The sequence below is a fragment of the Xanthomonas vesicatoria ATCC 35937 genome (assembly GCF_001908725.1).
Classification (GTDB): Bacteria; Pseudomonadota; Gammaproteobacteria; order Xanthomonadales; family Xanthomonadaceae; genus Xanthomonas; species Xanthomonas vesicatoria.
The window spans coordinates 1-20,922 of record NZ_CP018727.1 but is presented as its reverse complement, the minus strand read 5'-3'; the positions used below and the strand labels follow the sequence as shown (position 1 = coordinate 20,922).

Genomic DNA, 20,922 nt, shown 5'->3' with positions numbered 1-20,922 from the left:
GGATGTAGGTCAGGTTCGCTTAATTCGGTATAGTAAAAGCTACAATTTGGAGCTCATACATGAGTGCATCCTTTTCCATCACCACACGTCATAGCCGGCTGCTGGACATGATGAAATCCGCACTCGGCGGTGCCATCGGCGAGCTGCTGGATGATCCAGACGTTGAAGAAGTGCGCGCCAACCCCGATGGCCGGCTGTGGTATGTGAAGGATGGCCGCCGAATTTGCCACGACCACACCCTGAATGTGAACACGCGGGCGCGTGTCATCAAGATCGTGGCCGATCACGTTGGCGAGATTGCCGACAAAGACAACCCCAGCTTCCCGGCCGAGCTGCCGGAATCGGGCTACCGGTTCCACGCGATCCTGCCGCCCGAATCGCCCGATGGCCCCACGTTCGTGATTCGCAAGAAATCGAACCTGCGCCTGACGCTGGACGACTACGTCACCAATGGTCAGCTGACACAGCGTCATCGCGACATCATCGTCAAGGCCGTGCATGAGCGCGACAACATCGTGATCGTCGGTGGTACCCACACCGGGAAAACCACCTTCGCCAATGCGGTCCTGTACGAAATGGGCCGCATCACCGGGCGGGTGATCACACTGGAAGACACGCTAGAACTGCGCGTGGAAGCTGACGAGGTGGTGCGCTTGCGCACCGTGCGTAACCGCGACCAGATCACCCGGAGCATGACCCACCTGTTGCGCGACACGCTGCGCCTCACTCCGGACCGCCTCATCGTCGGCGAGGTGCGCGGGCCGGAAGTGATGGACATGCTCGATGCCTGGAACACCGGCCATCCCGGCGGGCTATGCACCATCCACGCCAACAGCGCCAATGAAGCATTGGAGCGCATCGAGGACCTGCTTGTGCAAGGCGGGTTCTTGCCGGTTCCGCGCAAGATCGCCCGCACGGTGCAGATCATCGTGAGCATCGGTTTCGAGACGGTAGACGACGATGAGGGCCGCAAGGCGGTGCGGCGCGTGCGTGAAGTGCTGCGCGTCAAGGGCGTCGAGCAGACGCCAGAAGGGCACGTCTACAAGCTTCTGTCAGCCGAATGACCGGGCCGCTGCTTGGTGTGCTAGATGTATACACACTACGTAAAAACAAAGAACTTTCCCCCCAACGCAGGACATGACGATGAAGCTTCGCAACACTCGCACGCTCCAGCTGCTCACGCTGGCGGTTCTCATGGTGCCGGCTGCCGCCTACGCAAGCGGCACCGGCATGCCGTGGGAAGACTGGCTAGATAAGATTTTGAATAGCATCACCGGTCCCGTCGCTAAGGCGATTGGGGTGATCTCCATCGTTGTCTGTGGTCTCGGGATGGCGAACTCGGAAGGAGGCTCCGGTATGCGAAAGCTGATGATGGTCCTGCTCGGCTTGTCGGTTGCCTTCTCCGCAAGCACGTTCTTCCTCGGCCTCCTTGGCTTCGGCGGCGGCGCGGTGTTCTGATCGTGGACGAACAAAAAAACCCAGATGGCTATGAGGTGCCGGTACACCGCGCACTGTCCACGCCCAGGCTTCTTCTAGGTATTCCACGCGACATGGCCGTTGTCGCGTTCACGACAGCTGCAGCCCTCGTGCTCGGCCTGCAATCGTGGTGGAGCTTGCCGTTCTACATCGTCATCCACATCGGCCTGGTTCTACTGACCAAGTACGACACGCAATGGCCGGAGGCGTTGAAACGCGCGCTCCGTTTGAAAAACCACTACCGCGCATAGCGGGCTACCGTGCAGTGGTCCGCTACGGCGGATCACTGCACGGTGGCGCTCAGTGAAGGCCAACCCATGCAGCGACTTCCGAAATACAGCAACGAACCTACCGACATTGGCGATGTGCTGCCGTGGGCGTACCTGGTCGCCCCCGGTGTGGTGCTGAACCGCAATGCATCGTTAATCACGACGCTGCGTTATCGCGGTCCAGACCTGGACTCGGCGACCAAGCACGAACTGATTGCCGTGTCGGCCCAAATGAACAACCTGTTCCGCAGACTCGGCGACGGCTGGTATTTCCAGATCGACGCGCAGCGCGCTCCCAGCACCAGCTACCCCAGCGGTGAATACTTCCCCGATCCCATGTCGTATCTGATCGACGAAGAGCGCCGCACCATCGCCGAGACTGGCATACATTTCGAGACAACCTATTACTTCACGCTCGGATGGCTGCCGCCCAAGGCGCGCGAGAGCACGGCCCGCGCCTGGTTCTTCACCGACCCGGACGGCCAACGCAAGACCGCCGCTAATCGGGATCGGCAGACCATCAACGATTGGCTCGAAAAATTCGTGGTCGAGCGTGTGCGGCTGCTGGAAGCCTTCTCGGCGATCCTGCCCGAGGTCCACGCGCTCGATGACACCGAGCTGCTGACCTACCTACACGACACCATTAGCACCAAGCGGCATCCGGTGGTGCCGGGTGACGTTTCCCAGGAGCTGTGCCGGGTACTGCCCGACACCCCACTGATCGGCGGCAAAGAGCCGAAGCTGGGCAAGCACTACATGGGCATCATCACCGTGCGCCAGTTCCCGACGCAGACCACGCCCGGCATCCTGGACCGCTTGAACCGGATGGGCATGGCCTACCGGTGGGTGACGCGCTGGGTGGCCTTGGACAAGGCCACCGCAGACAAGGAAATGAAGAAGATCCAGCGCGAGTGGTTCAGCGGCCGCAAGTCCTTCATGGTCATCTTGAAGGAGCTGCTGAGCAAGTCGGAGTCCGCGCTGGAAAACCCCGAAGCGCTCGCCAACGCGGCAGATGCCAACGCCGCGATGCAAGAAATCGCCGCCGAAGCGGTGGGCTATGGCTATTTCACGCAATCGCTGATCGTGCTGGACACCGACCCGCGTCGGCTGGAAACCAAGCTGCGCGCGGTCGAGCGCGAAATCAACGGCCTTGGCTTTGTGACCCTGGATGAAGGCCGCGACGGCAACGCCATCGATGCGTTTCTCGGCGCGGTGCCAGGCAACGCGCAGCACAACATCCGCCGGCCGATGGTGTCCACGCTCAATCTCGCCCACGCCATGCCAAGTTCCAGCGTGTGGGCCGGCCCGCGCTACTGCCAGAACGATCTATTCCCCGGCAATCAGAACCTGGACCACTCCCCGCCGCATATGTTCGTGGTCACCGGGGAAACCACGCCGTTCCGATTCAGTACGTATGTCGGCGACGTTGGGCACACGATGGTCATCGGCCCGACCGGCGCCGGCAAGTCGGTGCTGCTCAACCTTGCCGAAACGCAGTTCCGCCGCTACGAGGCGGCCCAGGTCTATGTATTCGACAAGGGCGGCAGCTCGCGCATTACCACCGACCACGTGGGTGGGCGCTTCTACGACCTAGGCGGCGACGCCAGCCCGGCATTTCAACCGCTTGCCCACGTGGACAACGACCAGGAGCGGGCGTGGGCGCAAGAATGGCTCATCGACATCATCGTGGGCGAAGGCGTCGAAATGACGCCGCAGCGTAAGCGCGCCATCTGGGATGCGCTCAACGAGTTGGGCGCCGAGGACAGCCCGGTTGAGCAGCGCACCATTTCGGGCTTTACCGTCCTGGTGCAAGATCCAGACATCAAGGAGGCCTTGCACCCGTTCACCGTGGACGGCGCGCACGGTTACTTGCTGGATGCAACGCACGATGACGTGTCGCTGGGCAGCTGGCTCGCGTTTGAAATGGAAGAATTGATGAACACTCCCCAGGTGGTCATGCCGGTGCTGACCTACCTGTTCCACCGCTTGGAGCAGCGCTTCGACGCGAAGCGGCCGAGCCTCCTGGTGCTCGATGAAGCATGGCTGTTCCTGGACCACCCGGCGTTTTCGGCCAAGATCCGCGAATGGCTCAAGGTGCTGCGTAAGGCCAACGTCGCTGTGTGGTTTGCCACGCAGAGTCTGGCCGACGTGGCGCAATCCAAGATCATGCCGACGCTGATCGAGGCGTGCATGACTAAGATCTTCTTGCCCAACAGCAGCGCCCGAAACGACGAGGTGGCCAAGTTCTACCGGATGTTCGGTTTGAACGATAAGCAGCTAGACATCCTCGCCAGCAGCACACCCAAACGCGACTACTACCTGACCAGCCCGCAGGGCAATCGGCTGTTCTCGCTGGGCTTGGGACCGCTGGCGCTGGCCGTGTGCGGTGCAACCGGCAAAGAAGCGCAGCGCGAAGCAATCGCCATCCGCAAGAACACCAGCTCCACCGTGCAGTTCAACGAGGCCTACCTGACCCACCTGGTCAACAAATACGACCAGGCACAGTTGGCAAAGCCGGCGAGTCAACGCACCCCATCACCCCTGCAATGGGCGCTCGACTTCGTGCGCTCTGTTGATAGCAGCCCCGCAGCGCCCAGCAACACCACCGTCGAAGCCTAACCCCGCATGGAGAACGCTATGACCATTCGTCGCGTCACCGCAGCCCTCACCGTTGCCATCGGCATTGCCGTTGCCGGCGGCTCCGCCGTCTATGCGCCCCCGCGCAAGCGATTGTGTGTGCCAATTGCAGCAACCTGGTGACCCAGCTGTTGCAGCAGAGCAAGGAAATCAGCGCCTATGCAAAGCAGGTGCAGCAGTACAAAACCCAGCTGGATCAATTGAACTTGCAGATTCAGCAAGTCGCCAACGAGGGCCGCAATCTAGCCTCACTGCCGCGCAATGTGTTCGGCGAGTACCAGCAGGTTTACAACTCCTATAAGCAGAGCATCAACCAGCTACGCGGGAGCATGGCGAACCTACAAAACACGCGCGATATGTTCGCTCAGCGGTACCCGCAATTGAACAGCGATGCGACGTTCCAACAGCTCTCCGCGATGGTCGATCAGTGGCAAGCGCAAGGTCGAAACAACGTTGAGGACGCCCTATACAGCGGCGCGGCCGTCCTGGACACACTGGATAGCACCAACCAGCAGTTTGAAACGATGGGCCAGGCCTCGCAGTCAGCGACTGGTGCCTTAGCTGCTACGCAGGCCGGCAACCAGATCAACATGCTGGTCGGCCAGGAAATGATGAAGCTCAACGCACAGACCGCAGCGATGAACCAAGCTCTGCTTGAGGAACAGGCTAGGCAACTATCAGCCGACCAGGCTAACAACATCAAGGTCAATCGGGCCTATGGAAGCAGCGCCTACGAGAAATCCACTGTCGCCCCGGCCCAGATCGAGTTCTTGAAGTGAAAAAGATCATCTCTCTAGCATTGGTTGCAGCAATCGTCGCCGTGGCTGGTTGTAACGGCGATCGCGCAGCGTCACCCAAAGGCACGCCCACTGCCAACGGGACAATACCGAGTGATGCGGTCATCCCTGTTTTTGAGAAGTTGGGCCTGCCTGACAAATGCAAGCAGGTTGCAACCTATGACCAGGCGTGTGCTGACCAGATAGAAAAAACATATGGGTCTGGTGCTGGCGACGATGCGCGGCTCAAGTTGAAGACTTGCCGCGCATACGGGAACTGCGGTGACAAGCGCAGCACTCCAGCGAAGTCAACCGTGCCACCAGCAAAGACCAGCTTCTAACTACTGAAGGTAGGCCGCAATGGACCCGACCAATACCGGATTCCTAACCGCGTTGCTCAACAACTTTGTCAACGTATTTTCCAACGGGTTTGGAATCCTGACGCCCCGCGCGTCGGCAATTCTGGGAACCTTAGCCGCCATAGAAATTGCGTTAGCTGCACTGTTTTGGGCGTTGCGCGGTGAAGACTTCACCGCGCCATTCCTTCGTAAGCTGCTGCGGATCGGCTTCTTTGCTTTCCTTGTAGCGTCGTGGCCCACGTTGACCAACGGCGTAGCCAGTGGCTTGGCGCAGATCGGTACCTTAGCCGGTGGCGGTACCTCGACGCTGGTAAAAGACCCTAGCGCGATCCTCGACAGAGCTATGGAGGTCATCAAGCCAATTGACGACCAAATCCAAGACATGCAGCGCGGCAGCTGGATGGACAAGGTTGCAATGCTTGCAGTCGTTGTCCAGTACACCGTCGCAGAGCTATTCATTCTCGGCGCATTTGCCGTGTTGGCGTTCACGTGCATGCTCACCGTCATTGAATTCTATCTGGTGTCGGTGCTTGGCTTGATCCTGGTCCCGTGGGGGATAAGCAACCACACAGCGTTCCTTGCTGAAAAAGCAATTGGAGCCGTCATAGCCCAAGGCGTCAAATTGATGGTCTTGAGCTTCATCATGGCTGTCTACGGCAATGTTATGGCTACTTTCACAGTGCCGCCGGCTCCCGAATTGCTGGTGACTTACCTAGCCGCAGTCTCAGCAGCTGTTATGGCCATCCTCGCGGTGCATGCCCCAGCATTGGCGGGCGGGTTGCTCTCAGGCTCGCCGTCGTTGACAGCCGGCAGTGCGGCCGGCGTGGCCATCGGTGCCGGCGCAGCCGCCATCGGTGCTGGTGTCGGTGCCGCCGCGCTTGGCCGCATGGGCGCCGCCAGTGCGGCCAAGACCATCACGGCTGCCGGGCAGATCCACGGCGCCGGCAGTGCAGCTGCGGCGAACAGCACCGGGGCCGGTGCGGCTGCACTGAGCAATCCCGGTGTGCGTGGCAGCGTCATTGGTGGGCTGATGGCGGCAAGCACGACACCGGCCGGCCAGGCCGTTGCAGCCGGCGTTCAACGCGCTGCAAGCACCCGGCTCGGCCAGGCCGCAATCAAGTTCGGCTCGGCCGCCGCTGCAAACATTGATCGCGGCGTCTCAGCGGGCGCCAGCTACGCGGCCGCTGGTGCGTCGGAAGTCGGCCGGATGGCCGCTGCACCGATCACCAATGCCGGCGCAGCGGTGAAGGATGCCTGGTCCCAGGGCGTTGCGATGAGCGGCGGTGTACCGCCTGCAGCTACACCGCCTGCGACACCTACCCCGTCCCCGGAACGGCTGGAAGCCGGCAGACAGCGATTCAGCGACGCAGCAACCGTCGCCAAAGCATCAACGATAGCGATCAAAGGGGCCACGACCACCAGCGGTGGCGGCAGTGGGAACCCGACGATTGCCCCCACCAACGACGAGAGCTAACCACGCATGAGCAGCACCAAAGACCTACTGCAAACGCCCGTCGGCCAGCGTCCCAGCTCGCCGCCGATGTCGCCCCACCACGATTCAGCGCGCAAAGGCTGGACAGACAAACTCGAAAAATCGGAGAGCGACAAGCGCGCATGGCGTTGGGCAGCCGTTGGCGGCTACGCCTTGTCGGTGCTACTGGCCGGTGGCTTGATTGCCCTAAGCAACCGCCCACCTCCCAAGCCGCTTATTGCGCGCATCAACACCGATGGCGCGCCGCAGGTTGTGGGCTACGCCAGTCCCAACTACACGCCCGGCCAGGCCGAAATTCGCTACTTCCTCAAACATTGGGTGGAGCTGGTGCGCACCGTCCCGCTCGATCCGGTAGTGGTGAAATCGGCATGGAATGAGGCCTACAGCTTCATGACCCCTGCGTCGGCGAACAAGCTCAATGCCGAAGCTCGCGCGCCCGGCTCGACCATGAGCAAGGTCGGCACCGAAACGGTCACCACGCAAGTCACCTCAGTGGTTCCCGTGTCGGCAGACAGCTACCAGGTGCGGTGGGTGGAAACCAGCTTCACCGACCAGGGCCAGGTCAAGGAGCGGGCGACGTGGACATCCACGTTCACCGTCAAGCAAAGCACCCCCGATCCCAAGGTGGAGCTGGTGAACCCGCTCGGCCTGTTCATCACGGACTTCAACTGGCAGCGCGACATCGGTAGCACCCCCTAATTTTTTCGCCTAAGAGTGCAAACACTATGCAAACCATGAAGACGTCCCTTCTGCCCTTGCTGTTGTTGTCCGCCGGCATTGCCAATGCGCAGACCACGCCACAGGTGCCCGCGATCACCAGCGCGCTCAACGACAACACCACGGCGGCCGCCAATGCGACGACGCAAGCCAACAACGCCCCCGCGCCCGCACCGGCCTATGTGGCGCCGCCTGTGCCGCCGGAGCATGTCTCCCCGCGCGTCGCCAAAGCGCGGTCTAACTTCGACAGCAAGCAGCGCGCCCAGGTGGCCGAGTACGTCGGCCAGGCACGGCAAGTGCCAACAAGCGCCAGCACCGCCAATGTGGGCGGACAGACGATCTTTACCTATCGGCCTGGTGCGCTCTACACGATCTATGTCGGCGCAGGTCGTCAGACCGTTATCGACTTCCAACCCGGCGAGCAGCTGACGGGCGAGGTCAACGGGTCCGATACGGTGCGGTGGCTGATTAGCCAGGTCACCAGCGGCACCGATGCCGGCGAGCAAGTGCACCTGGTGCTCAAGGCGGTGGAGCCAGGCCTGACCAACGACCTGTTCATTGCCACCAATCGGCGCACCTACCTGGTCACCGCGCGCAGCGTGGCCGATTGGAGCATGCCCAGCGTCTCGTGGCAGTACCCGCTCGACACCTGGAAAGCGCAGCAAGCCGTGGCAGCCAAGCGCGAGGCCGTCCAGCCGGTGGCTGTTGCCCCTGATGCGCTGCACTTCAACTACGACATCAAGGGCGGCCGCTATTCCTGGAAGCCCATGCAAGTCTTTGACGATGGCGCGCAGACCTATATCCGCATGCCGGCCACGCTCAACGCAACCGATGCCCCGGCACTGTTCCTGATCGAGAAGGGCGAACCACTGCTAGTGAACTACCGCGTCAAAGGCGTAGCGAACGGCACCAGCGGCCCGACCTACATCGTGGACCGCGTGTTTGATCGTGCCGAGCTGCGCGTCGGCGCCAAGCAAACCATCACGATCCGCCGTCGCTAATTACAGAGGTGCCGCATGCAGACCACGAACGGAACCCCGGCTGACGACGAACGCGACCCGGTGACGGGCGAGTCGGCCAGCGAAGGCTATACGCCGCCGCAGGACGCGCCGATTCCCTTGGCAACGCCCAAGCCGAAGATCAAGACCCTGGACAAAAAGAAGGTCGGCATCATCGCCGGCATCGCGGGTGTGTTGATTGCCTTCGCCTTCGTCCAGGCCTTCATGCAGAAGCCGAACCAGAACAAGCCCAAAGAGCAGCCGCCCACCGCCAACATGTCCACCAAGCCCGAGGCGTTCAATGCCTTGCCCGGCGACTACGCGACGGCCGCCCAGCAGCGCGCAGAGCGCGCTCCGAAGCTCGGGCCACCGATGCCGGGGGAAGTGGGGCAAATGCAGTACGCGGCCCAGCAGCAGGCCAGCACGCGCGCCTACGGCGGCGGTGCGCAACCGCAGACAGCGGCCCAGCAGTTCGCCGCCCAGCAGGATCTACAGCGCATGCAGCAAGCCGCCAATGCCCGCTACGCTAAAACCAGCTTCCAGCAAAGTGCAGGAGCTGGTGGAACAAGCAACCAGAGCCAGTTCGGCGGGCAGCCGGCATTCGGTGGGATGCCGCCGGACTCACCCGAGGCGGTGCAGCAGCAGATGCTTGCGCAGGCCGCTGCCGCTGCCGCTGGTGCTGGTGGGCCAGACAAGACCGCTCGCGACGATGCCAACCGCCAGGACGACAAGCGCCACTTCATGGATGAAAAGCGCGACACCGGCACGCTGCAATCGCGCCTGACTCCGCCAGCCACGCCGACCGTCGTGAGCGCCGGCACGCTCATCCCTGCCCTGTTTCTGACCGGGATCAACAGCGACCTACCCGGCCAGATCACCGCGCAGGTCTCACAGCCGGTCTATGACACCCCGACCGGCCGCTACGTCATCATCCCGCAAGGCTCGGTGCTGATCGGTGCTTACGACTCGCGCGTGACCTTCGGGCAGAACCGCGTGTTGCTGGTGTGGCAGCGCCTGCGTTTTCCGAACGGCTCTAGCCTGGACCTTGAAGGCATGCCCGGTGTGGACCTGTCCGGCTATGCCGGCGTGAGCGATAAGGTCAACAACCATTGGGGCAAAGTTCTGTCGAGCGTGCTGCTGTCCAGTACGGTTGCGGCGGCGGTGGCCACCGCCGAAGGAGATAGCTTTTCATCCTTCCAGCGTGACGCCGGTCAGGCCGCATCCCAGGGCGCGGCGCAACAGATCAACCAGGCCGGCGCACAGCTGCTTCAACGCAGCATCAACGTGCAACCCACGCTGGAAATCCGGCCTGGTCAACGGGTTGCGGTCATGGTCAATAAAGACTTGGCGCTGTCGCCCTATGGCCCGTGACCGTGATCTAACGTGTGCAATATCGATAAACTCCGGGGGCTTTACCCACCACCCAACGGAGCCAAAAGCTATGCCTGCAAAAGCCGCTCGGCGACAAGTTGTCGCGAACGTGGCCCCTAAGCAGATGAAAGCGATTGACCGCGATGCACAACGCGCCGGACTCAGCCGGCGCATGTTTATGCAACACCTCATGGAAGAATTTCTGCTTCAACCCACCACCCTGGTGGCCGGCGGCATCTATCGCAAGCTAGACCGCGAACGCCTCCGTTTCCACCTATCCGTGCCCTTGCACAACGCTGTCAGCAAGTACGCCAAGAAGCTGGGCGTCACGATCAGCGTCGTGATCACCACCGCCGTAGCCAATCGCTACCCGCTCTAGGAACAACCACATGGCCCGCAAACCATCGGCACTGCCGAAGATCCCCGTCAAAACCGAACGCGTCACCAAGCGCTTGCAGTTCGATCCCGCGCTCATCAAGCGCGTGGAAGCCTTCTGCGACTTCTACGCGCACACCGTGGGCGCAAAGCCCGACTGGAACGATGCTGCCGTTGCCCTGATCGAGCATGCGCTCGATGGCAACCGTGACTTCACCAAGTACCTTGCCGAGCAGAACAAGCCAGCTGCATGACCACACCGTGACGCACTGAGTCTGTGCGGTCCACCTCGGGTGACCGCATCAGACAACCGCCGGAGTTAGCGCATGAACGCACCCGCAAAAAGCCTGGGATACCGCATCGGCGAAATGCTCTACGCCATGTCGCAGTGGTCACGCCCAGCCCGCGCCAGTATCGTGATCGTCGGCATGCTCGCCGCCATCGTGTTTTTCTGGCTCTCCATACCCGCTGCCGCCGTCGCCATCGGCTTTGTCTCGCTGGCGACATTCTGGCTGCTGCTGCCCACCGACACGCCGGCCGATCCGAACACCGCCGCCAACGACCCGGAGCGCTGACATGCGTCTATGGATCTGCGAGAAGCGCGACCAGGCCAAAAACATTGCGCCACTGCTGGGCAACCCGAAGCCTGGTCAGGGCTACATCGATACCGACGATGGCCGGGTGACGTGGGCACGTGGCCACCTCTTGGAACAGGTCGGTCCACCGGGCTACGACAAGGCATGGGAGGCCTGGAATTTCGAGGTGTTGCCCATGATCCCGACCGCGTGGAAGCACCAACCAACTGCCGACAAACAGCGCGAGTTAGCCGTGCTGCTAGCCAACATCCCCAAGGCATCGGAAATCGTCATCGCAACCGACTGCGGCGCCGAGGGCGAAGCGATCGCCCGCGAGCTGCTGGACCACGCCGGCTATCGGGGACCGGTGCGCCGGCTGTGGTATTCCGCGCTCGATGCTGCAAGCCTCACCAAGGCAATCGCCAGCTTGCGGCCAGGCGAAAGCAGCGAGCCGCTCTATTGGGCAAGTCAGGCACGTTCACGCGCCGACTGGCTCATGGGCATGAACCTCAGCCGTGCCTACACGCTGCGGTCCCGTGCAGCTGGCGGTAAAGGGCCACGGCACGTCGGCCGGGTGATGTCGCCCACCCTCGCCCTGGTCGTGCGTCGGGATGCTGAAATCGCCGCGTTCCGCGAAGTCACCTATTACGAGCTGGAAATCACCGCTCAGACCGCACTCGGGGCAAGCGTCGTGCTGACGCACGCCCCGGCGGATGCGGGGCGGATCTTCGCTCGCGCCGACGCCGAAGCCATCCTCGCAGCGGCCACCGGAGCCAGTGGACCGCTCGCGGTCACGCACGAAAGCAAGGCGCAGAAGCCACCGGCCCTGATGACGCTTTCGCGCTTCCAGCAGCTTGCCTCGCGGCGATTCGGATGGAGTGCCAAAAAGACACTCGACATCGCGCAAAGCCTGTACGACAAGGAGCTGACCAGTTACCCACGCACGCCGTGCATGGTGTTACCCAATGAGCAGGAAGCCGAAATTCCCCGTGTGCTGGAAACGCTTGGCCAGGTGCCAGGCTTGGCGCGGCACGTAGCAGCGCTAACCGTCCACAAACCAACCATCCGCCCCACTGTGTTCAACAGCGCCAAGATGGCGAAAGACAACGCAGAACACCATGCCATCGTGCCCACAGGTGTGCCGCTCGCCAGCCGCACGCTCAGCGATGACGAGCAAACCGCCTTTCTGCTGATCGCGCAGCACTATCTTGCTGCGCTGATGCCCGACTACACGTTCAACGAAACCCGCATGACGCTGGAAGCCGGCGGCGTGCCGTTTACTGTCACTGGCCGCGTCCCCATCGCCCAAGGCTGGAAATCCGTCTTTGGCACGGACCCGGACAGCGAGGACGAGGACGACACGGCGACCCCTGCGCTGCCTGACATCCAGGACGGCACGCGCTGCACCGTCGCTGCGGCCGCTCTACGGCCGAAGAAGACGCGACCGCCCAAGCGCTATACAGAAGGCGACTTGATCGCCGACATGCTCGATGTCGGCAAATTCGCCACCAACCCCGAGGTGCGCAAGCGACTGAAAGAAAATGCCGGCATCGGCACCGAGGCTACGCGCGGGACCATCATCGAGAACTTGCGCGAGCGCGGCTACCTGGAGCCGCAAGGCAAATTCATCGTCAGCACGCCACTGGCGCGTGAGCTCATTGCAATGCTGCCTGCCCCGATCACCGATGCCGCGACGACGGCGCTGTGGGAGGAAAAGCTGGACGAGCTGCGCCGCGGCCTGGTGCCGGTGGAGGCACGCGACGAGTTCGTCAATAAGGTCGCGGCGAACGTCACCCGGATCATCAATGCGGTGCGGGATGATGCCGCCAAAGCGGCCGCCACGCGCGCGCCCAGTGAGGGCCAGTTACGCTATGCCCAAGCCATTGCCGTGGCGCTCGGCGTGCCATTGCCGGCCAATGCGGACAGCTCGCACACGGCCGTGCAGGCGTTCCTGGACGCCCATGGCGATGCCTACGGCAATCTGCCGCCGAGCGACAAGCAGCTGGCCTACGCCGAGAAGTTAGCCACCGAGAAGGGTGCCACCTTGTCCGATGAGCAGCGCCGCTCGCGTGCCGCGCTGGGTGCGTGGCTGGACCTACATGCCGACAAGAAGGCAGCCCCAGCGAAGAAGGTCACAGGCAAGACCACGGCAGCGAAGACCACGCGGAAGCGCAAGGTCAAGGTGTAAATGCATGCGTGCATGCTTGCATGCACGCATGCATTTGGGTACTATGGGGCTGTGCAACACCATTGCACACCATAAAGTGCAGGAGATCCGCATGAAAGCTATCCGTTGGCTCCGCAGTTCGGGCAGCTTGACCATTCTGGTGGCGATGGCCGTCCTCGCCGTGGCGTCCTGGTCGCATTCGCAACTCGGCATCCTCATTGGATGGGTCTGCCTCGGCATCGGCACGCTGTATGTCATGTTTGCGGCCCCCGACGCCACGGGGCGTGACTCGTGATACGCCCAAAGTTCCTACGCCACCCTGTGGTGGCGTTGGTCAATGGCATGCTCGCCGCCGTGGGCTGCTGGCTTGCACCGCTGCCGTTGGTCTATCCAATGGTGACTATGGGCGAGTGGTCAGTGAGCCGCGTGCTATTCGCCCTGCTGTTTGCAGTGCTTGGCCCCTTGACCGGGCGCGTGATCGCTCGTGCCACGCTGACTCGCTGGCGCAGCCGCCAGGCCAGCGCACCCACTGCTGTCTGACTTGGAGATTCCAACATGAAGGATGAGCCGAGCTGCGTTCCGATCCAATCAATGCCCAGCGGCTATTACTGGTTCCTCGACAATTGCGGCTCGCCGCCCGAAATCGTCGAGGTGGACGTGGAAGAAGGGTTTGTGCACCTCATCGCGCGCGATTCGCCGCTGTATTTCCCAGCAGCAGACACATTGCCAACGACCGACCGCGTTGCATTCGGTACCTACATCGGGCCGCTGGCATATCAAAACGCCCTGTCAGACGCCAGCCTGATGCGGTTCAAGTTTGAGCAAGAAGCCTAGGAGCAAAGCAATGCCCGAAGACATCCACAACGTTGCTGCATTCATAGGTTCCTCTGGGATGCCCATTTCGGACGCCTTGGCGCGGGCGGCGCCGTTCCTGGTATCGAACGGGGAAGTAAGTTGGGTGACCCACCCCCGAAAAACCGTGCCAACGTAAAGTAGAGACTTCGCCCCGCATGGGCCCCGTGGATCACGAGGAATCAGGCGATGAAGAAGTCGCGTTTTACCGAAGAGCAGATCGCGTACGCGCTCAAGCAGGTCGAGCTGGGGATGGCGGTTGGCGAGGTGTGCCGCAAGATGGGCATCGCCGAGGCGACGTTCTATGTGTGGCGCAAGAAATACGGTGGGCTTGGCCCCTCCGAACTGAAGCGCCTGCGCGTGCTGGAAGAGGAAAACCGCAAGCTCAAGCAGCTGGTTGCCGACCTGAGCCTGGACATGGCGATGCTCCAGGAGGTGGTCACAAAAAAACTCTAAGGGCGCCACAGAAGCGCAGCTGGGTTGCCCGCTTGAGAGAGCGCTTCGGCGTGAGCGAACGACGCGCATTGCGGATCGTGGCGATGTCGCGCTCGGCGTTTTCGTACAAGGCCAAGGCGCGCGACTGCAGCGCCATCCGCTTGCGGATGCGCCAGATCACGCAGACGCGCATCCACTATGGCTGCGAACGGGTGTTGGTGATGCTGCGGCGCGAAGGCTGGCGGGACAACCACAAGCGGGTGCATCGCATCTACAAGGAAGAAGGCCTGTCGTTGCGGCATTGTCGCCCGCGACGTAGTCGCAGTAGTCGTCGCCGGCAACCGATCAAGGTGGCCGCGGCGCCGAACACGCTGTGGGGCATGGACTTCGTCAGTGACACGCTGTTCGATGGACGTCGCTTCCGGCTGCTGCCGGTGCTGGACCACTTCACGCATGAGTGCCTGGATATCGTCGTAAATCAGTCCTTGGGCGCTGACGATGTCGCCGACGCAGTGGCGCGGCTGGTCGCTCAACGAGGCAAGCCGGAAGCGATCAAAGTGGATAACGGCAGTGAGTTTGCCGGCAAGGTGATGGACCGCTGGGCCTATGAGAACGGCGTAGAGCTGGACTTTTCCCGACGTGGCACGCCGACGGACAACGCGATGGTGGAAAGCTTCAACGGCCGGCTGCGACAGGAGTGTCTGAACGAGCATTGGTTCTTGTCCCTAGCCGATGCACGGAGCAAAATCGAAGCGTGGCGGCGCTTCTATAACGAGGAGCGCCCCCACAGTGCACTGGCATGGAAAACCCCTGCGGAATTCGCCCGAGAACACGGGTCCCAAGCGAATTCCCTGGCGCCGAAAGAGGTCGAAATCTCTATCGACTGATGGCCCTGCTATCGGGGGTGGGTCATGGGGACGGTATCTATCGCTTCTGTTGGTCCTGTTGCTGGGGGCGGTCATCACGATAGTCGTGGTGTCCATGTTCACAGGGAAAAGCAAGCAGGATGCAATGCGCAATGCAGGCATCTTCCTGCTGGGTGTTCCGTTCGCACTGACCCCGCTCACCGTGCCGGTCACCTTCGTGTTGTTTGCCTATGCCGCGTGGCGTTCGTTCCGCCCAGCCGCGCGCGCCCACCAATGAGGAACCACATGCAAGGACACCTATGAACACCGAGATTGAATATCAGCGCTATGTAGATGCTTTTAGTCCCTTCTTCGATGCTGTTCTGGCGCATGTAGAAGCCCTTCCGCTGCCCGAGTGGCAGCGCTACCGCACTCCGCGTCCGCACGCGCCTCAAGATGGCCCACAACTGCCAAAAAATGCTACGCGAGAGGACTTGCTAAACGAATCCGCAAGCCTATTGCCTCTCACACGTCAGAACGTGATTGCAGAGTACCGTGACATTGAAAGCGACCTCGTGCAGGTTGCAGTGGTCAAAGATCACCCGCTCTTTTTCTCATCCCACTATGGCGTCTATTGCTGGTTCGGCACTGACGCAGGGTGGAGTCTAGCCGCGTCGCTGACTTATCCGGCAAGCCCTATTGATCACAATGGCTGTACCTGTGGTGATCCCGGTTGCCACCGTCTTCGTTGCTCTCCAAGCGCAGAAATTTCGACATTGCAGGCGGGGGCGTGACCGCACGCGGTCACCGGCTTGGGGTGCTGCGCACCGATGCCGCGTGCCGCGTCATCGCCAGTCGGCCCTAATCCTCGCCCCTGCGCGCTCCGCTTGCAGAAGCCACCGCGCCACACAGCCACATGCCACTGAGGACGCACGACGCCCGACAGATCCACAACAGCGGGTCAGCAGGGAGTGATGTGTGGAGCTGGTGGTGTGCGCAGCCCTTGGGGCGGTGGCTGGCTTCGGAGGCGACCAGGGGTAGAGCGTTGCCGGGGACCAGGCGCAGCGATCGACCAGGTGCAACAACCCCCGGTATTCCCGCGAGTGTTCCAAGGGTAGGATGCGCAGTTGCATGCATGACAGCTTGAATGCTTGCATGCAAGCATGCAGATCGGTATTATGTAGGTGTGCCAAGACACTGCACACCACATCCGGAGAAATGCCATGCATCACCCAGACCAAACGCATGAAAAGCAGCCCGCAAGTTGGCTAGATGCCGAGCCTGATGAGCGTCAATTGATGGCCGAGGCGGACGACGCAGAGGGTTGGGAGCTGGTCTCACTTCGCGCCGTCGGTGTGACAGAGTTCTTGGACTTGGACGATGAGCCTGCCGTCCGTGACACCCCTGCCGGCACTGAGCCGGATTGGTGGATCATCCGCAAGACCTATAAGAACGGTCGGGAGAGGGACGATTTTTACCTGTATCGCACCCGTGAAGCTGCCGAGTACGACATCGAAAACTAAGACTGGCACTGGGCGGGGCCGCGGCCCCGTCTATTCACAGCAATAAGCCTAGGAGCCACGCCATGCACGACGACGACATGCAAAAGCAATCATCCCAACGCTACCGCTGCCACATGCGCACTCGCAGCGGTATGTTTGCGCAATACGATGGCTATGTGGACGTGGTTAGTGCGTCTGACGATCCGCACGAACTGCACCGTGCAGCAGTGGCCGAATTGCGACGCACCGCATTTCCAGACTATTCCGCCTCGATGTGGCAGCTCGAAAAAGCCGAACCGATCAACAGGCACTAAGGATGCTGCTTGCCTGGTCATCCAGCGGGCCGTCCTCTCAGGTGTTGAGACGACAGCCAGCTAAACAAGCGACACCATGAAACTTCTCTACTGGCTGCGCAGCTCGGGCATGTGGGCCTGCCTGCTGGCCGCTGCGGTGGCGATGTTGGCCACCATCGCTAAGTCGCCGGCCATGCTCGCCATTGGCTGGGCGGGCATGATCGTGGCAGGGGTCTATGCCGCGTGGTACTCCCCCGATGCCAAGCGCGCCAAAGTGCTGCAAGCGAACGCACAGCGCGCTAAAGCGGCACCGCACATCAACACGCAGGAGCCCGCATGAATCTATATTCCGTCCTGGTGTGGCTCACGGCCGCGTGTTTTACCGTTGCCGTGGTCAACATCATCGTCTCGCGCCACGCTGTCACACTTGGCCTACTGACGCCGTTCGAGTACCGCAAGCGGGTCGCCATCATGGTGTTTGGACTGCTTACCCTTTGCATGGGCTTGTGGTGGCTGAAAACGTAGTCATCACTGCCGCCGGCCTGTGCATCAAGCCCCGTCCCCCGGCTTTTAGGCGATCAACGGCGAGGTGACATCTCGCCGCGATCTTCCAACCAGGTGCGGACCATTTCGCCGGCGAGCTTGCTCAACGCGTGCACCGCAGCCAGGCCAACCAGCCACGGTGCAGCCATGTCGGCCATCCGCTCGGTGGACGCGCTCGCGTGCGGATCGTGCAGCACGAACAACAGCATGGCGAACAGAAAGTACAGCGCAAACACAACGCCGAAGCCGACCAGGCCAGCGCGTGACAAGCCACGCAAAAGCGGCAGCAGCTGAGCGCGCAGAAACGTATTCATGGCGGAACTCCATCGAAGGACTGACAAACTCTAGCACTGCTGTCGCAGCTACTTCTCACCAATGCCCCGGCTTATCGATTGGCTTGCCGGGCTTGCGAACCCGCTCGGGAAGCTGAGCCGCGGCCAGCTCACCATCCAAAATGTAGTGACGTGTCCAGTCGGCGCGGCTCGACAGCGAGACGCTGACTCTTCTGTCCGATTCACCATCGACAGGTGGATTGCGTGGCGTGACGACGCCTAGAACGACGCTCGGGAAGTCCTCGCGGATAGCCACAAGGGCCGGCTCGATATCGCTATCGTTGGAGCACACAACCAGCTGCTGATAGCGTGCCGAGGCGGCATCGCGATACATGGTCAGCGCCAGGTTCACATCGGTCTGTTTCTCTTCGAGCTTCCAGACCCGGACCCGGCGCGCCCGATCATACGGCTGGCCGCTGACAAACTCCGGCAGAAGGGTTCCGCCTTTGTCCCAGCTGTGTTTGCCTAATGTCGTGGTGAATCGTTGCGGGTGAGTGTGTGCTAACGCGCGCAAGTACGCTGCTTGCGTTTCCGAGGCCTGCTTGTGGGTCGCAAACCTGCCCAGCGCCGGCGCTGTGAAATACCGGACATGCAGCAAATCGGTGGTCGGATCTTGGTCATGCAGGAGGCGATCAAACAGTGCAACGACATCAAGCCATTTGAATGCGGTCCCACGGATGCGCCCGTAGTACAAGTTGTAGCCATCGATGTAGACGGCGGTCGCTTTGGCGATGGTCACAAGGAGCTTCCTGCAGACATGAAAAAACCGCCTTGCGGCGGTTTTTTCGTCCCAAGCCGTTACCCAACTGAATGGGGCGACAAAGGAGGAGTGGTGTGTCTACCTTAATAGACTCGCCCGGGCGATGCAACAACTGGACTACTTTGGGTTCATGTGCGGAAGAAGCCCTACCCACTGCGTGCAATCTCGCGTTATGTGCGCATCCGGCCTCGCCGCGATAGTGCTTGCACGGCAGGGTCAAATGATTGAGCATCAAACATCGAAGTTTGATAGGTCGATCATGACATCACCCATTTCCATCACCACCCTGTCCGCCCTTGCCAGTGCCGGGGTGCTGCGCACCGTGCAGCTGGTCGGCCAGGTCGGCGGCTATACGGTCATGGTGCGCGTGGGCCAGGTCGAGAAGCAACTGACCGGCCAGCGTGGCGAACCGCGCGTGTTTGCCTCGCTCGACACCGCCGCCGCCCAGCTGCTGGCGCTGGGCGTGACGGTGTTTGAAGTGCTGCCGGCCAACTACGTGCGCGCCCCAAAGGTCTACCGGCGCGGCCGCCCGGCCGCGCTCAAGGCGTTGGCCAAGCTCCAGCGCCAGGCCAAACCCGCCAAGCCGGCCAAGAAACCGGCCGGCGCAGCGATGGCCACCGTCGCCAAGATCCTGCCCAGCGATCGGGCGCAGCTGAAGCTGCCCGGCCTGCCGCGCTCCCGCAAGCCCGCCCGCACCGCGGGGGCCGGCGCATGAGCGACCGCGACACGCTTGACCAGGTGATCGCCGAGCGCGATTTTCTCGCCGGCCTGGTGGCGCAGCATGAAGCGCACCTGCGCACCTTCAGCGCGGATCTACAGCACGTGCTGCTGGCCGACTTCAGTGGCGAAGATCTGGGGCCCGAGTACGTCGGTGCATGGCAGCGCCTATACGCCCTGATTGCGCCCGTGACCACCGGCTACACGCCAACACCGGATGAGCGAGGGCCGGCGCCAGTGGTCCACGTCGACGCGCCGGCGGCGCGCGACCAGGACAGCAGAGCAGATGCGTGCCCCGCGCGGACAGATCCGCGCGACACCTACGCGCTGAACCTCACGCTGGTGCGTGGCGATGCGGCCCTGTTCCAGGGGCATCGCTTCGCGCATGCGCGGCTGTCCCAGATCCTGAGCTCCTATCGTGAATTGGTCCTGCGGCATATGCCGCAGTTCACGCCGGACGAATGGGCCGCGCTGGCCGAAATGCTCAACGACGAGTGCAACGAGGCGCACTACGACTACCTGCAAGGCAAGGATGAAGATGAGCGGTTCTCCGATCACTTGCCGCACGGCCCGTGGATCACCGACGTGGATGGACTGGCAGGCGTCGCTACAGACCGCGCCGCCCAACGCACAGCGCCACAGCAACAGAAAAAAGTCGACCCTTTCGGCATCTTCGCACCCACCGTGGATTTGCTCGATCTTGCAGCCAGGTTGTCAGCGCTGACCGATGTTCAGCGCCTCGCGACCTACGAGAAGTTGATGCCCCTGCTTTACCCCGAACGTTGCGACTTGGTTGCCTACGACGAAGCACAGAAAGCAGAGAGCGAGGCGGCGATCGCCGAGCTGTTGAACACCACACCTTGAACCCAGCGGCCCAAGCACTCCGCCCAGCTGGCACCCGTAACACACACAACCCGGTGACATACATGTCCATCAAAGCCCACATCTTCCAGCCAGCGAAGGCCATCGAGCTAGCAATCGGAACGCTGTTCACGTTTGAAGAACAATGGTATGTGCGCGGTGAGCTACACAACGACCACCGGCAATTGCTTGAGTCCGCGATTCCACTCACGAAAGGCGCCGAGTATTTCCATCTAGGCGCCGAATCGTGTCTCGCGCTTGCCTCGCCCTACCGTTTCGAGTCCCGCGTGATTGGCCCGATCCGTGGGCCAGGCCGACCCCTGCCGGCGTCGCTCACCTGGACGGTGGCCGGCGAGGTCGTTTACACCGAGCCAGTGAGCAAGCAATTCATATCCTTTGCCGGTCGCCAGTCGGAGGGAGTCAACACGCGCGAGGCGTTCTTTGCCAGCCATTGGGGGGGGTGGGTGCTCGATGCCGAAGGCAACGAAGTGAGCCGCGACCCGCTGTTTGTTATCGGCGCCGAGGCGTAACAAACACCGTGCCGGTTGCAGCTCTACCGCTGTAACGCCG

Annotated in this window: 27 protein-coding genes and 1 pseudogene; 26 read left to right on the top strand and 2 right to left on the bottom strand. The window is 61.9% G+C overall.

Annotated elements, in window-relative coordinates:
- The first annotated feature begins 59 nt into the window (after positions 1-59).
- The 23 genes and pseudogenes from BJD12_RS23460 to BJD12_RS23345 all read left to right on the top strand — a co-directional run bounded on the left by BJD12_RS23460 (position 60) and on the right by BJD12_RS23345 (position 17,664).
- A complete protein-coding gene (locus tag BJD12_RS23460; protein WP_005995704.1) occupies positions 60-1,064 on the top strand; it encodes an ATPase, T2SS/T4P/T4SS family in 1,005 nt (334 codons plus the stop codon).
- Positions 1,065-1,137: 73 nt separating this feature from the next.
- Positions 1,138-1,458 (top strand): TrbC/VirB2 family type IV secretion system protein, encoded by a 321-nt coding sequence (locus BJD12_RS23455; protein WP_005995702.1) that lies wholly within the window; start codon positions 1,138-1,140, stop codon positions 1,456-1,458.
- Positions 1,459-1,550: 92 nt separating this feature from the next.
- Entirely contained in the window at positions 1,551-1,727 is a 177-nt protein-coding gene (locus BJD12_RS23450) for a hypothetical protein (protein WP_005995701.1), read from the top strand.
- A gap of 66 nt (positions 1,728-1,793) precedes the next feature.
- Positions 1,794-4,364 (top strand): TraG/VirB4 family ATPase, encoded by a 2,571-nt coding sequence (locus BJD12_RS23445; protein ID WP_005995699.1) that lies wholly within the window; start codon positions 1,794-1,796, stop codon positions 4,362-4,364.
- 18 nt (positions 4,365-4,382) lie between these two features.
- Positions 4,383-5,161 (top strand): annotated as a pseudogene (locus tag BJD12_RS23440) (conjugal transfer protein).
- Positions 5,158-5,499 carry a hypothetical protein gene (locus BJD12_RS24500; protein ID WP_126936559.1) on the top strand — a complete coding sequence of 114 codons (342 nt, stop codon included), beginning with the start codon at positions 5,158-5,160 and terminating at the stop codon, positions 5,497-5,499. The pseudogene BJD12_RS23440 and the gene BJD12_RS24500 overlap by 4 nt, the downstream one beginning before the upstream one ends.
- Before the next feature lie 19 nt (positions 5,500-5,518).
- Positions 5,519-6,991, top strand: a complete 1,473-nt coding sequence (gene trbL, locus BJD12_RS23435) for a P-type conjugative transfer protein TrbL (RefSeq protein WP_058563545.1) — start codon at positions 5,519-5,521, stop codon at positions 6,989-6,991.
- Positions 6,992-6,997: 6 nt separating this feature from the next.
- Positions 6,998-7,708, top strand: a complete 711-nt coding sequence (gene trbF, locus BJD12_RS23430; protein ID WP_005988222.1) for a conjugal transfer protein TrbF — start codon at positions 6,998-7,000, stop codon at positions 7,706-7,708.
- Positions 7,709-7,734: 26 nt separating this feature from the next.
- Positions 7,735-8,727, top strand: a complete 993-nt coding sequence (trbG, locus tag BJD12_RS23425) for a P-type conjugative transfer protein TrbG (RefSeq protein WP_005988220.1) — start codon at positions 7,735-7,737, stop codon at positions 8,725-8,727.
- Between the two features lie 15 nt (positions 8,728-8,742).
- Positions 8,743-10,095 (top strand): TraB/TrbI/VirB10 family type IV secretion system protein, encoded by a 1,353-nt coding sequence (locus tag BJD12_RS23420; protein WP_058563544.1) that lies wholly within the window; start codon positions 8,743-8,745, stop codon positions 10,093-10,095.
- 70 nt (positions 10,096-10,165) lie between these two features.
- A complete protein-coding gene (locus tag BJD12_RS23415) occupies positions 10,166-10,474 on the top strand; it encodes a hypothetical protein (RefSeq protein ID WP_005997459.1) in 309 nt (102 codons plus the stop codon).
- A 10-nt stretch (positions 10,475-10,484) separates the two neighbouring features.
- Positions 10,485-10,724: a hypothetical protein gene (locus BJD12_RS23410; protein WP_005997461.1), complete on the top strand. Its 240-nt coding sequence runs from the start codon at positions 10,485-10,487 to the stop codon at positions 10,722-10,724.
- 72 nt (positions 10,725-10,796) lie between these two features.
- Positions 10,797-11,045, top strand: a complete 249-nt coding sequence (locus tag BJD12_RS23405) for a hypothetical protein (protein ID WP_005997463.1) — start codon at positions 10,797-10,799, stop codon at positions 11,043-11,045.
- 1 nt (position 11,046) lies between these two features.
- The gene (gene topB, locus BJD12_RS23400) at positions 11,047-13,233 is read left to right on the top strand and encodes a DNA topoisomerase III (protein ID WP_005997465.1); all 2,187 of its coding nucleotides are present in this window, start codon (positions 11,047-11,049) and stop codon (positions 13,231-13,233) included.
- 91 nt (positions 13,234-13,324) lie between these two features.
- A complete protein-coding gene (locus BJD12_RS23395; RefSeq protein ID WP_228903383.1) occupies positions 13,325-13,507 on the top strand; it encodes a hypothetical protein in 183 nt (60 codons plus the stop codon).
- 260 nt (positions 13,508-13,767) lie between these two features.
- Entirely contained in the window at positions 13,768-14,046 is a 279-nt protein-coding gene (locus BJD12_RS23385; protein ID WP_005997470.1) for a hypothetical protein, read from the top strand.
- Positions 14,047-14,253: 207 nt separating this feature from the next.
- Positions 14,254-15,386, top strand: a protein-coding gene (locus tag BJD12_RS23375; protein ID WP_087943130.1) for an IS3 family transposase whose coding sequence is annotated in 2 segments (ribosomal slippage) — positions 14,254-14,515 and positions 14,515-15,386 — 1,134 coding nt in all. Because the reading frame shifts where the segments join, the coding sequence is not laid out codon by codon here.
- A 124-nt stretch (positions 15,387-15,510) separates the two neighbouring features.
- Positions 15,511-15,642, top strand: a complete 132-nt coding sequence (locus BJD12_RS25150; RefSeq protein WP_017173247.1) for a hypothetical protein — start codon at positions 15,511-15,513, stop codon at positions 15,640-15,642.
- Between the two features lie 22 nt (positions 15,643-15,664).
- Positions 15,665-16,138 (top strand): hypothetical protein, encoded by a 474-nt coding sequence (locus tag BJD12_RS24495; RefSeq protein WP_126936561.1) that lies wholly within the window; start codon positions 15,665-15,667, stop codon positions 16,136-16,138.
- A gap of 429 nt (positions 16,139-16,567) precedes the next feature.
- Positions 16,568-16,867, top strand: coding sequence for a hypothetical protein (locus tag BJD12_RS23360; protein WP_005998073.1), 300 nt, complete (start codon positions 16,568-16,570; stop codon positions 16,865-16,867).
- A gap of 62 nt (positions 16,868-16,929) precedes the next feature.
- Positions 16,930-17,160, top strand: coding sequence for a hypothetical protein (locus BJD12_RS23355; protein WP_005998074.1), 231 nt, complete (start codon positions 16,930-16,932; stop codon positions 17,158-17,160).
- Positions 17,161-17,236: 76 nt separating this feature from the next.
- On the top strand, positions 17,237-17,479 hold the full coding sequence (locus BJD12_RS23350; RefSeq protein ID WP_005998075.1) for a hypothetical protein: 243 nt from the start codon (positions 17,237-17,239) through the stop codon (positions 17,477-17,479).
- Positions 17,476-17,664, top strand: coding sequence for a hypothetical protein (locus BJD12_RS23345; protein ID WP_005998076.1), 189 nt, complete (start codon positions 17,476-17,478; stop codon positions 17,662-17,664). Before BJD12_RS23350 ends, BJD12_RS23345 begins: the two co-directional genes overlap by 4 nt.
- Positions 17,665-17,717: 53 nt before the next feature.
- Here BJD12_RS23345 and BJD12_RS23340 read toward each other — a convergent pair whose 3' ends face one another.
- Positions 17,718-17,996 carry a hypothetical protein gene (locus BJD12_RS23340; protein WP_005998078.1) on the bottom strand — a complete coding sequence of 93 codons (279 nt, stop codon included), beginning with the start codon at positions 17,994-17,996 and terminating at the stop codon, positions 17,718-17,720.
- 55 nt (positions 17,997-18,051) lie between these two features.
- The gene (locus BJD12_RS23335; RefSeq protein ID WP_017160722.1) at positions 18,052-18,753 is read right to left on the bottom strand and encodes an NYN domain-containing protein; all 702 of its coding nucleotides are present in this window, start codon (positions 18,751-18,753) and stop codon (positions 18,052-18,054) included.
- A 280-nt stretch (positions 18,754-19,033) separates the two neighbouring features.
- Between BJD12_RS23335 and BJD12_RS23330 the strand changes: the two genes are divergently transcribed.
- The 3 genes from BJD12_RS23330 to BJD12_RS23320 all read left to right on the top strand — a co-directional run bounded on the left by BJD12_RS23330 (position 19,034) and on the right by BJD12_RS23320 (position 20,882).
- A complete protein-coding gene (locus BJD12_RS23330) occupies positions 19,034-19,489 on the top strand; it encodes a hypothetical protein (RefSeq protein ID WP_017160723.1) in 456 nt (151 codons plus the stop codon).
- Positions 19,486-20,355, top strand: coding sequence for a hypothetical protein (locus BJD12_RS23325; protein ID WP_005989203.1), 870 nt, complete (start codon positions 19,486-19,488; stop codon positions 20,353-20,355). The genes BJD12_RS23330 and BJD12_RS23325 overlap by 4 nt, the downstream gene beginning before the upstream one ends.
- Positions 20,356-20,417: 62 nt before the next feature.
- On the top strand, positions 20,418-20,882 hold the full coding sequence (locus BJD12_RS23320) for a hypothetical protein (RefSeq protein ID WP_005989197.1): 465 nt from the start codon (positions 20,418-20,420) through the stop codon (positions 20,880-20,882).
- The last annotated feature ends 40 nt before the right edge of the window (positions 20,883-20,922 follow it).

What these genes read in the sequence shown, in the direction of transcription:
- BJD12_RS23460 (WP_005995704.1), top strand. Translation starts at nt 60, where the DNA reads ATGAGTGCATCCTTTTCCATCACCACACGTCATAGCCGGCTGCTGGAC.
- BJD12_RS23455 (WP_005995702.1), top strand. Translation starts at nt 1,138, where the DNA reads ATGACGATGAAGCTTCGCAACACTCGCACGCTCCAGCTGCTCACGCTG.
- BJD12_RS23450 (WP_005995701.1), top strand. Translation starts at nt 1,551, where the DNA reads ATGGCCGTTGTCGCGTTCACGACAGCTGCAGCCCTCGTGCTCGGCCTG.
- BJD12_RS23445 (WP_005995699.1), top strand. Translation starts at nt 1,794, where the DNA reads ATGCAGCGACTTCCGAAATACAGCAACGAACCTACCGACATTGGCGAT.
- trbL (WP_058563545.1), top strand. Translation starts at nt 5,519, where the DNA reads ATGGACCCGACCAATACCGGATTCCTAACCGCGTTGCTCAACAACTTT.
- trbF (WP_005988222.1), top strand. Translation starts at nt 6,998, where the DNA reads ATGAGCAGCACCAAAGACCTACTGCAAACGCCCGTCGGCCAGCGTCCC.
- trbG (WP_005988220.1), top strand. Translation starts at nt 7,735, where the DNA reads ATGCAAACCATGAAGACGTCCCTTCTGCCCTTGCTGTTGTTGTCCGCC.
- BJD12_RS23420 (WP_058563544.1), top strand. Translation starts at nt 8,743, where the DNA reads ATGCAGACCACGAACGGAACCCCGGCTGACGACGAACGCGACCCGGTG.
- BJD12_RS23415 (WP_005997459.1), top strand. Translation starts at nt 10,166, where the DNA reads ATGCCTGCAAAAGCCGCTCGGCGACAAGTTGTCGCGAACGTGGCCCCT.
- BJD12_RS23410 (WP_005997461.1), top strand. Translation starts at nt 10,485, where the DNA reads ATGGCCCGCAAACCATCGGCACTGCCGAAGATCCCCGTCAAAACCGAA.
- BJD12_RS23405 (WP_005997463.1), top strand. Translation starts at nt 10,797, where the DNA reads ATGAACGCACCCGCAAAAAGCCTGGGATACCGCATCGGCGAAATGCTC.
- topB (WP_005997465.1), top strand. Translation starts at nt 11,047, where the DNA reads ATGCGTCTATGGATCTGCGAGAAGCGCGACCAGGCCAAAAACATTGCG.
- BJD12_RS23395 (WP_228903383.1), top strand. Translation starts at nt 13,325, where the DNA reads ATGAAAGCTATCCGTTGGCTCCGCAGTTCGGGCAGCTTGACCATTCTG.
- BJD12_RS23385 (WP_005997470.1), top strand. Translation starts at nt 13,768, where the DNA reads ATGAAGGATGAGCCGAGCTGCGTTCCGATCCAATCAATGCCCAGCGGC.
- BJD12_RS25150 (WP_017173247.1), top strand. Translation starts at nt 15,511, where the DNA reads ATGCGCAATGCAGGCATCTTCCTGCTGGGTGTTCCGTTCGCACTGACC.
- BJD12_RS24495 (WP_126936561.1), top strand. Translation starts at nt 15,665, where the DNA reads ATGAACACCGAGATTGAATATCAGCGCTATGTAGATGCTTTTAGTCCC.
- BJD12_RS23360 (WP_005998073.1), top strand. Translation starts at nt 16,568, where the DNA reads ATGCATCACCCAGACCAAACGCATGAAAAGCAGCCCGCAAGTTGGCTA.
- BJD12_RS23355 (WP_005998074.1), top strand. Translation starts at nt 16,930, where the DNA reads ATGCACGACGACGACATGCAAAAGCAATCATCCCAACGCTACCGCTGC.
- BJD12_RS23350 (WP_005998075.1), top strand. Translation starts at nt 17,237, where the DNA reads ATGAAACTTCTCTACTGGCTGCGCAGCTCGGGCATGTGGGCCTGCCTG.
- BJD12_RS23345 (WP_005998076.1), top strand. Translation starts at nt 17,476, where the DNA reads ATGAATCTATATTCCGTCCTGGTGTGGCTCACGGCCGCGTGTTTTACC.
- BJD12_RS23340 (WP_005998078.1), bottom strand. Translation starts at nt 17,996, where the DNA reads ATGAATACGTTTCTGCGCGCTCAGCTGCTGCCGCTTTTGCGTGGCTTG.
- BJD12_RS23330 (WP_017160723.1), top strand. Translation starts at nt 19,034, where the DNA reads ATGACATCACCCATTTCCATCACCACCCTGTCCGCCCTTGCCAGTGCC.
- BJD12_RS23325 (WP_005989203.1), top strand. Translation starts at nt 19,486, where the DNA reads ATGAGCGACCGCGACACGCTTGACCAGGTGATCGCCGAGCGCGATTTT.
- BJD12_RS23320 (WP_005989197.1), top strand. Translation starts at nt 20,418, where the DNA reads ATGTCCATCAAAGCCCACATCTTCCAGCCAGCGAAGGCCATCGAGCTA.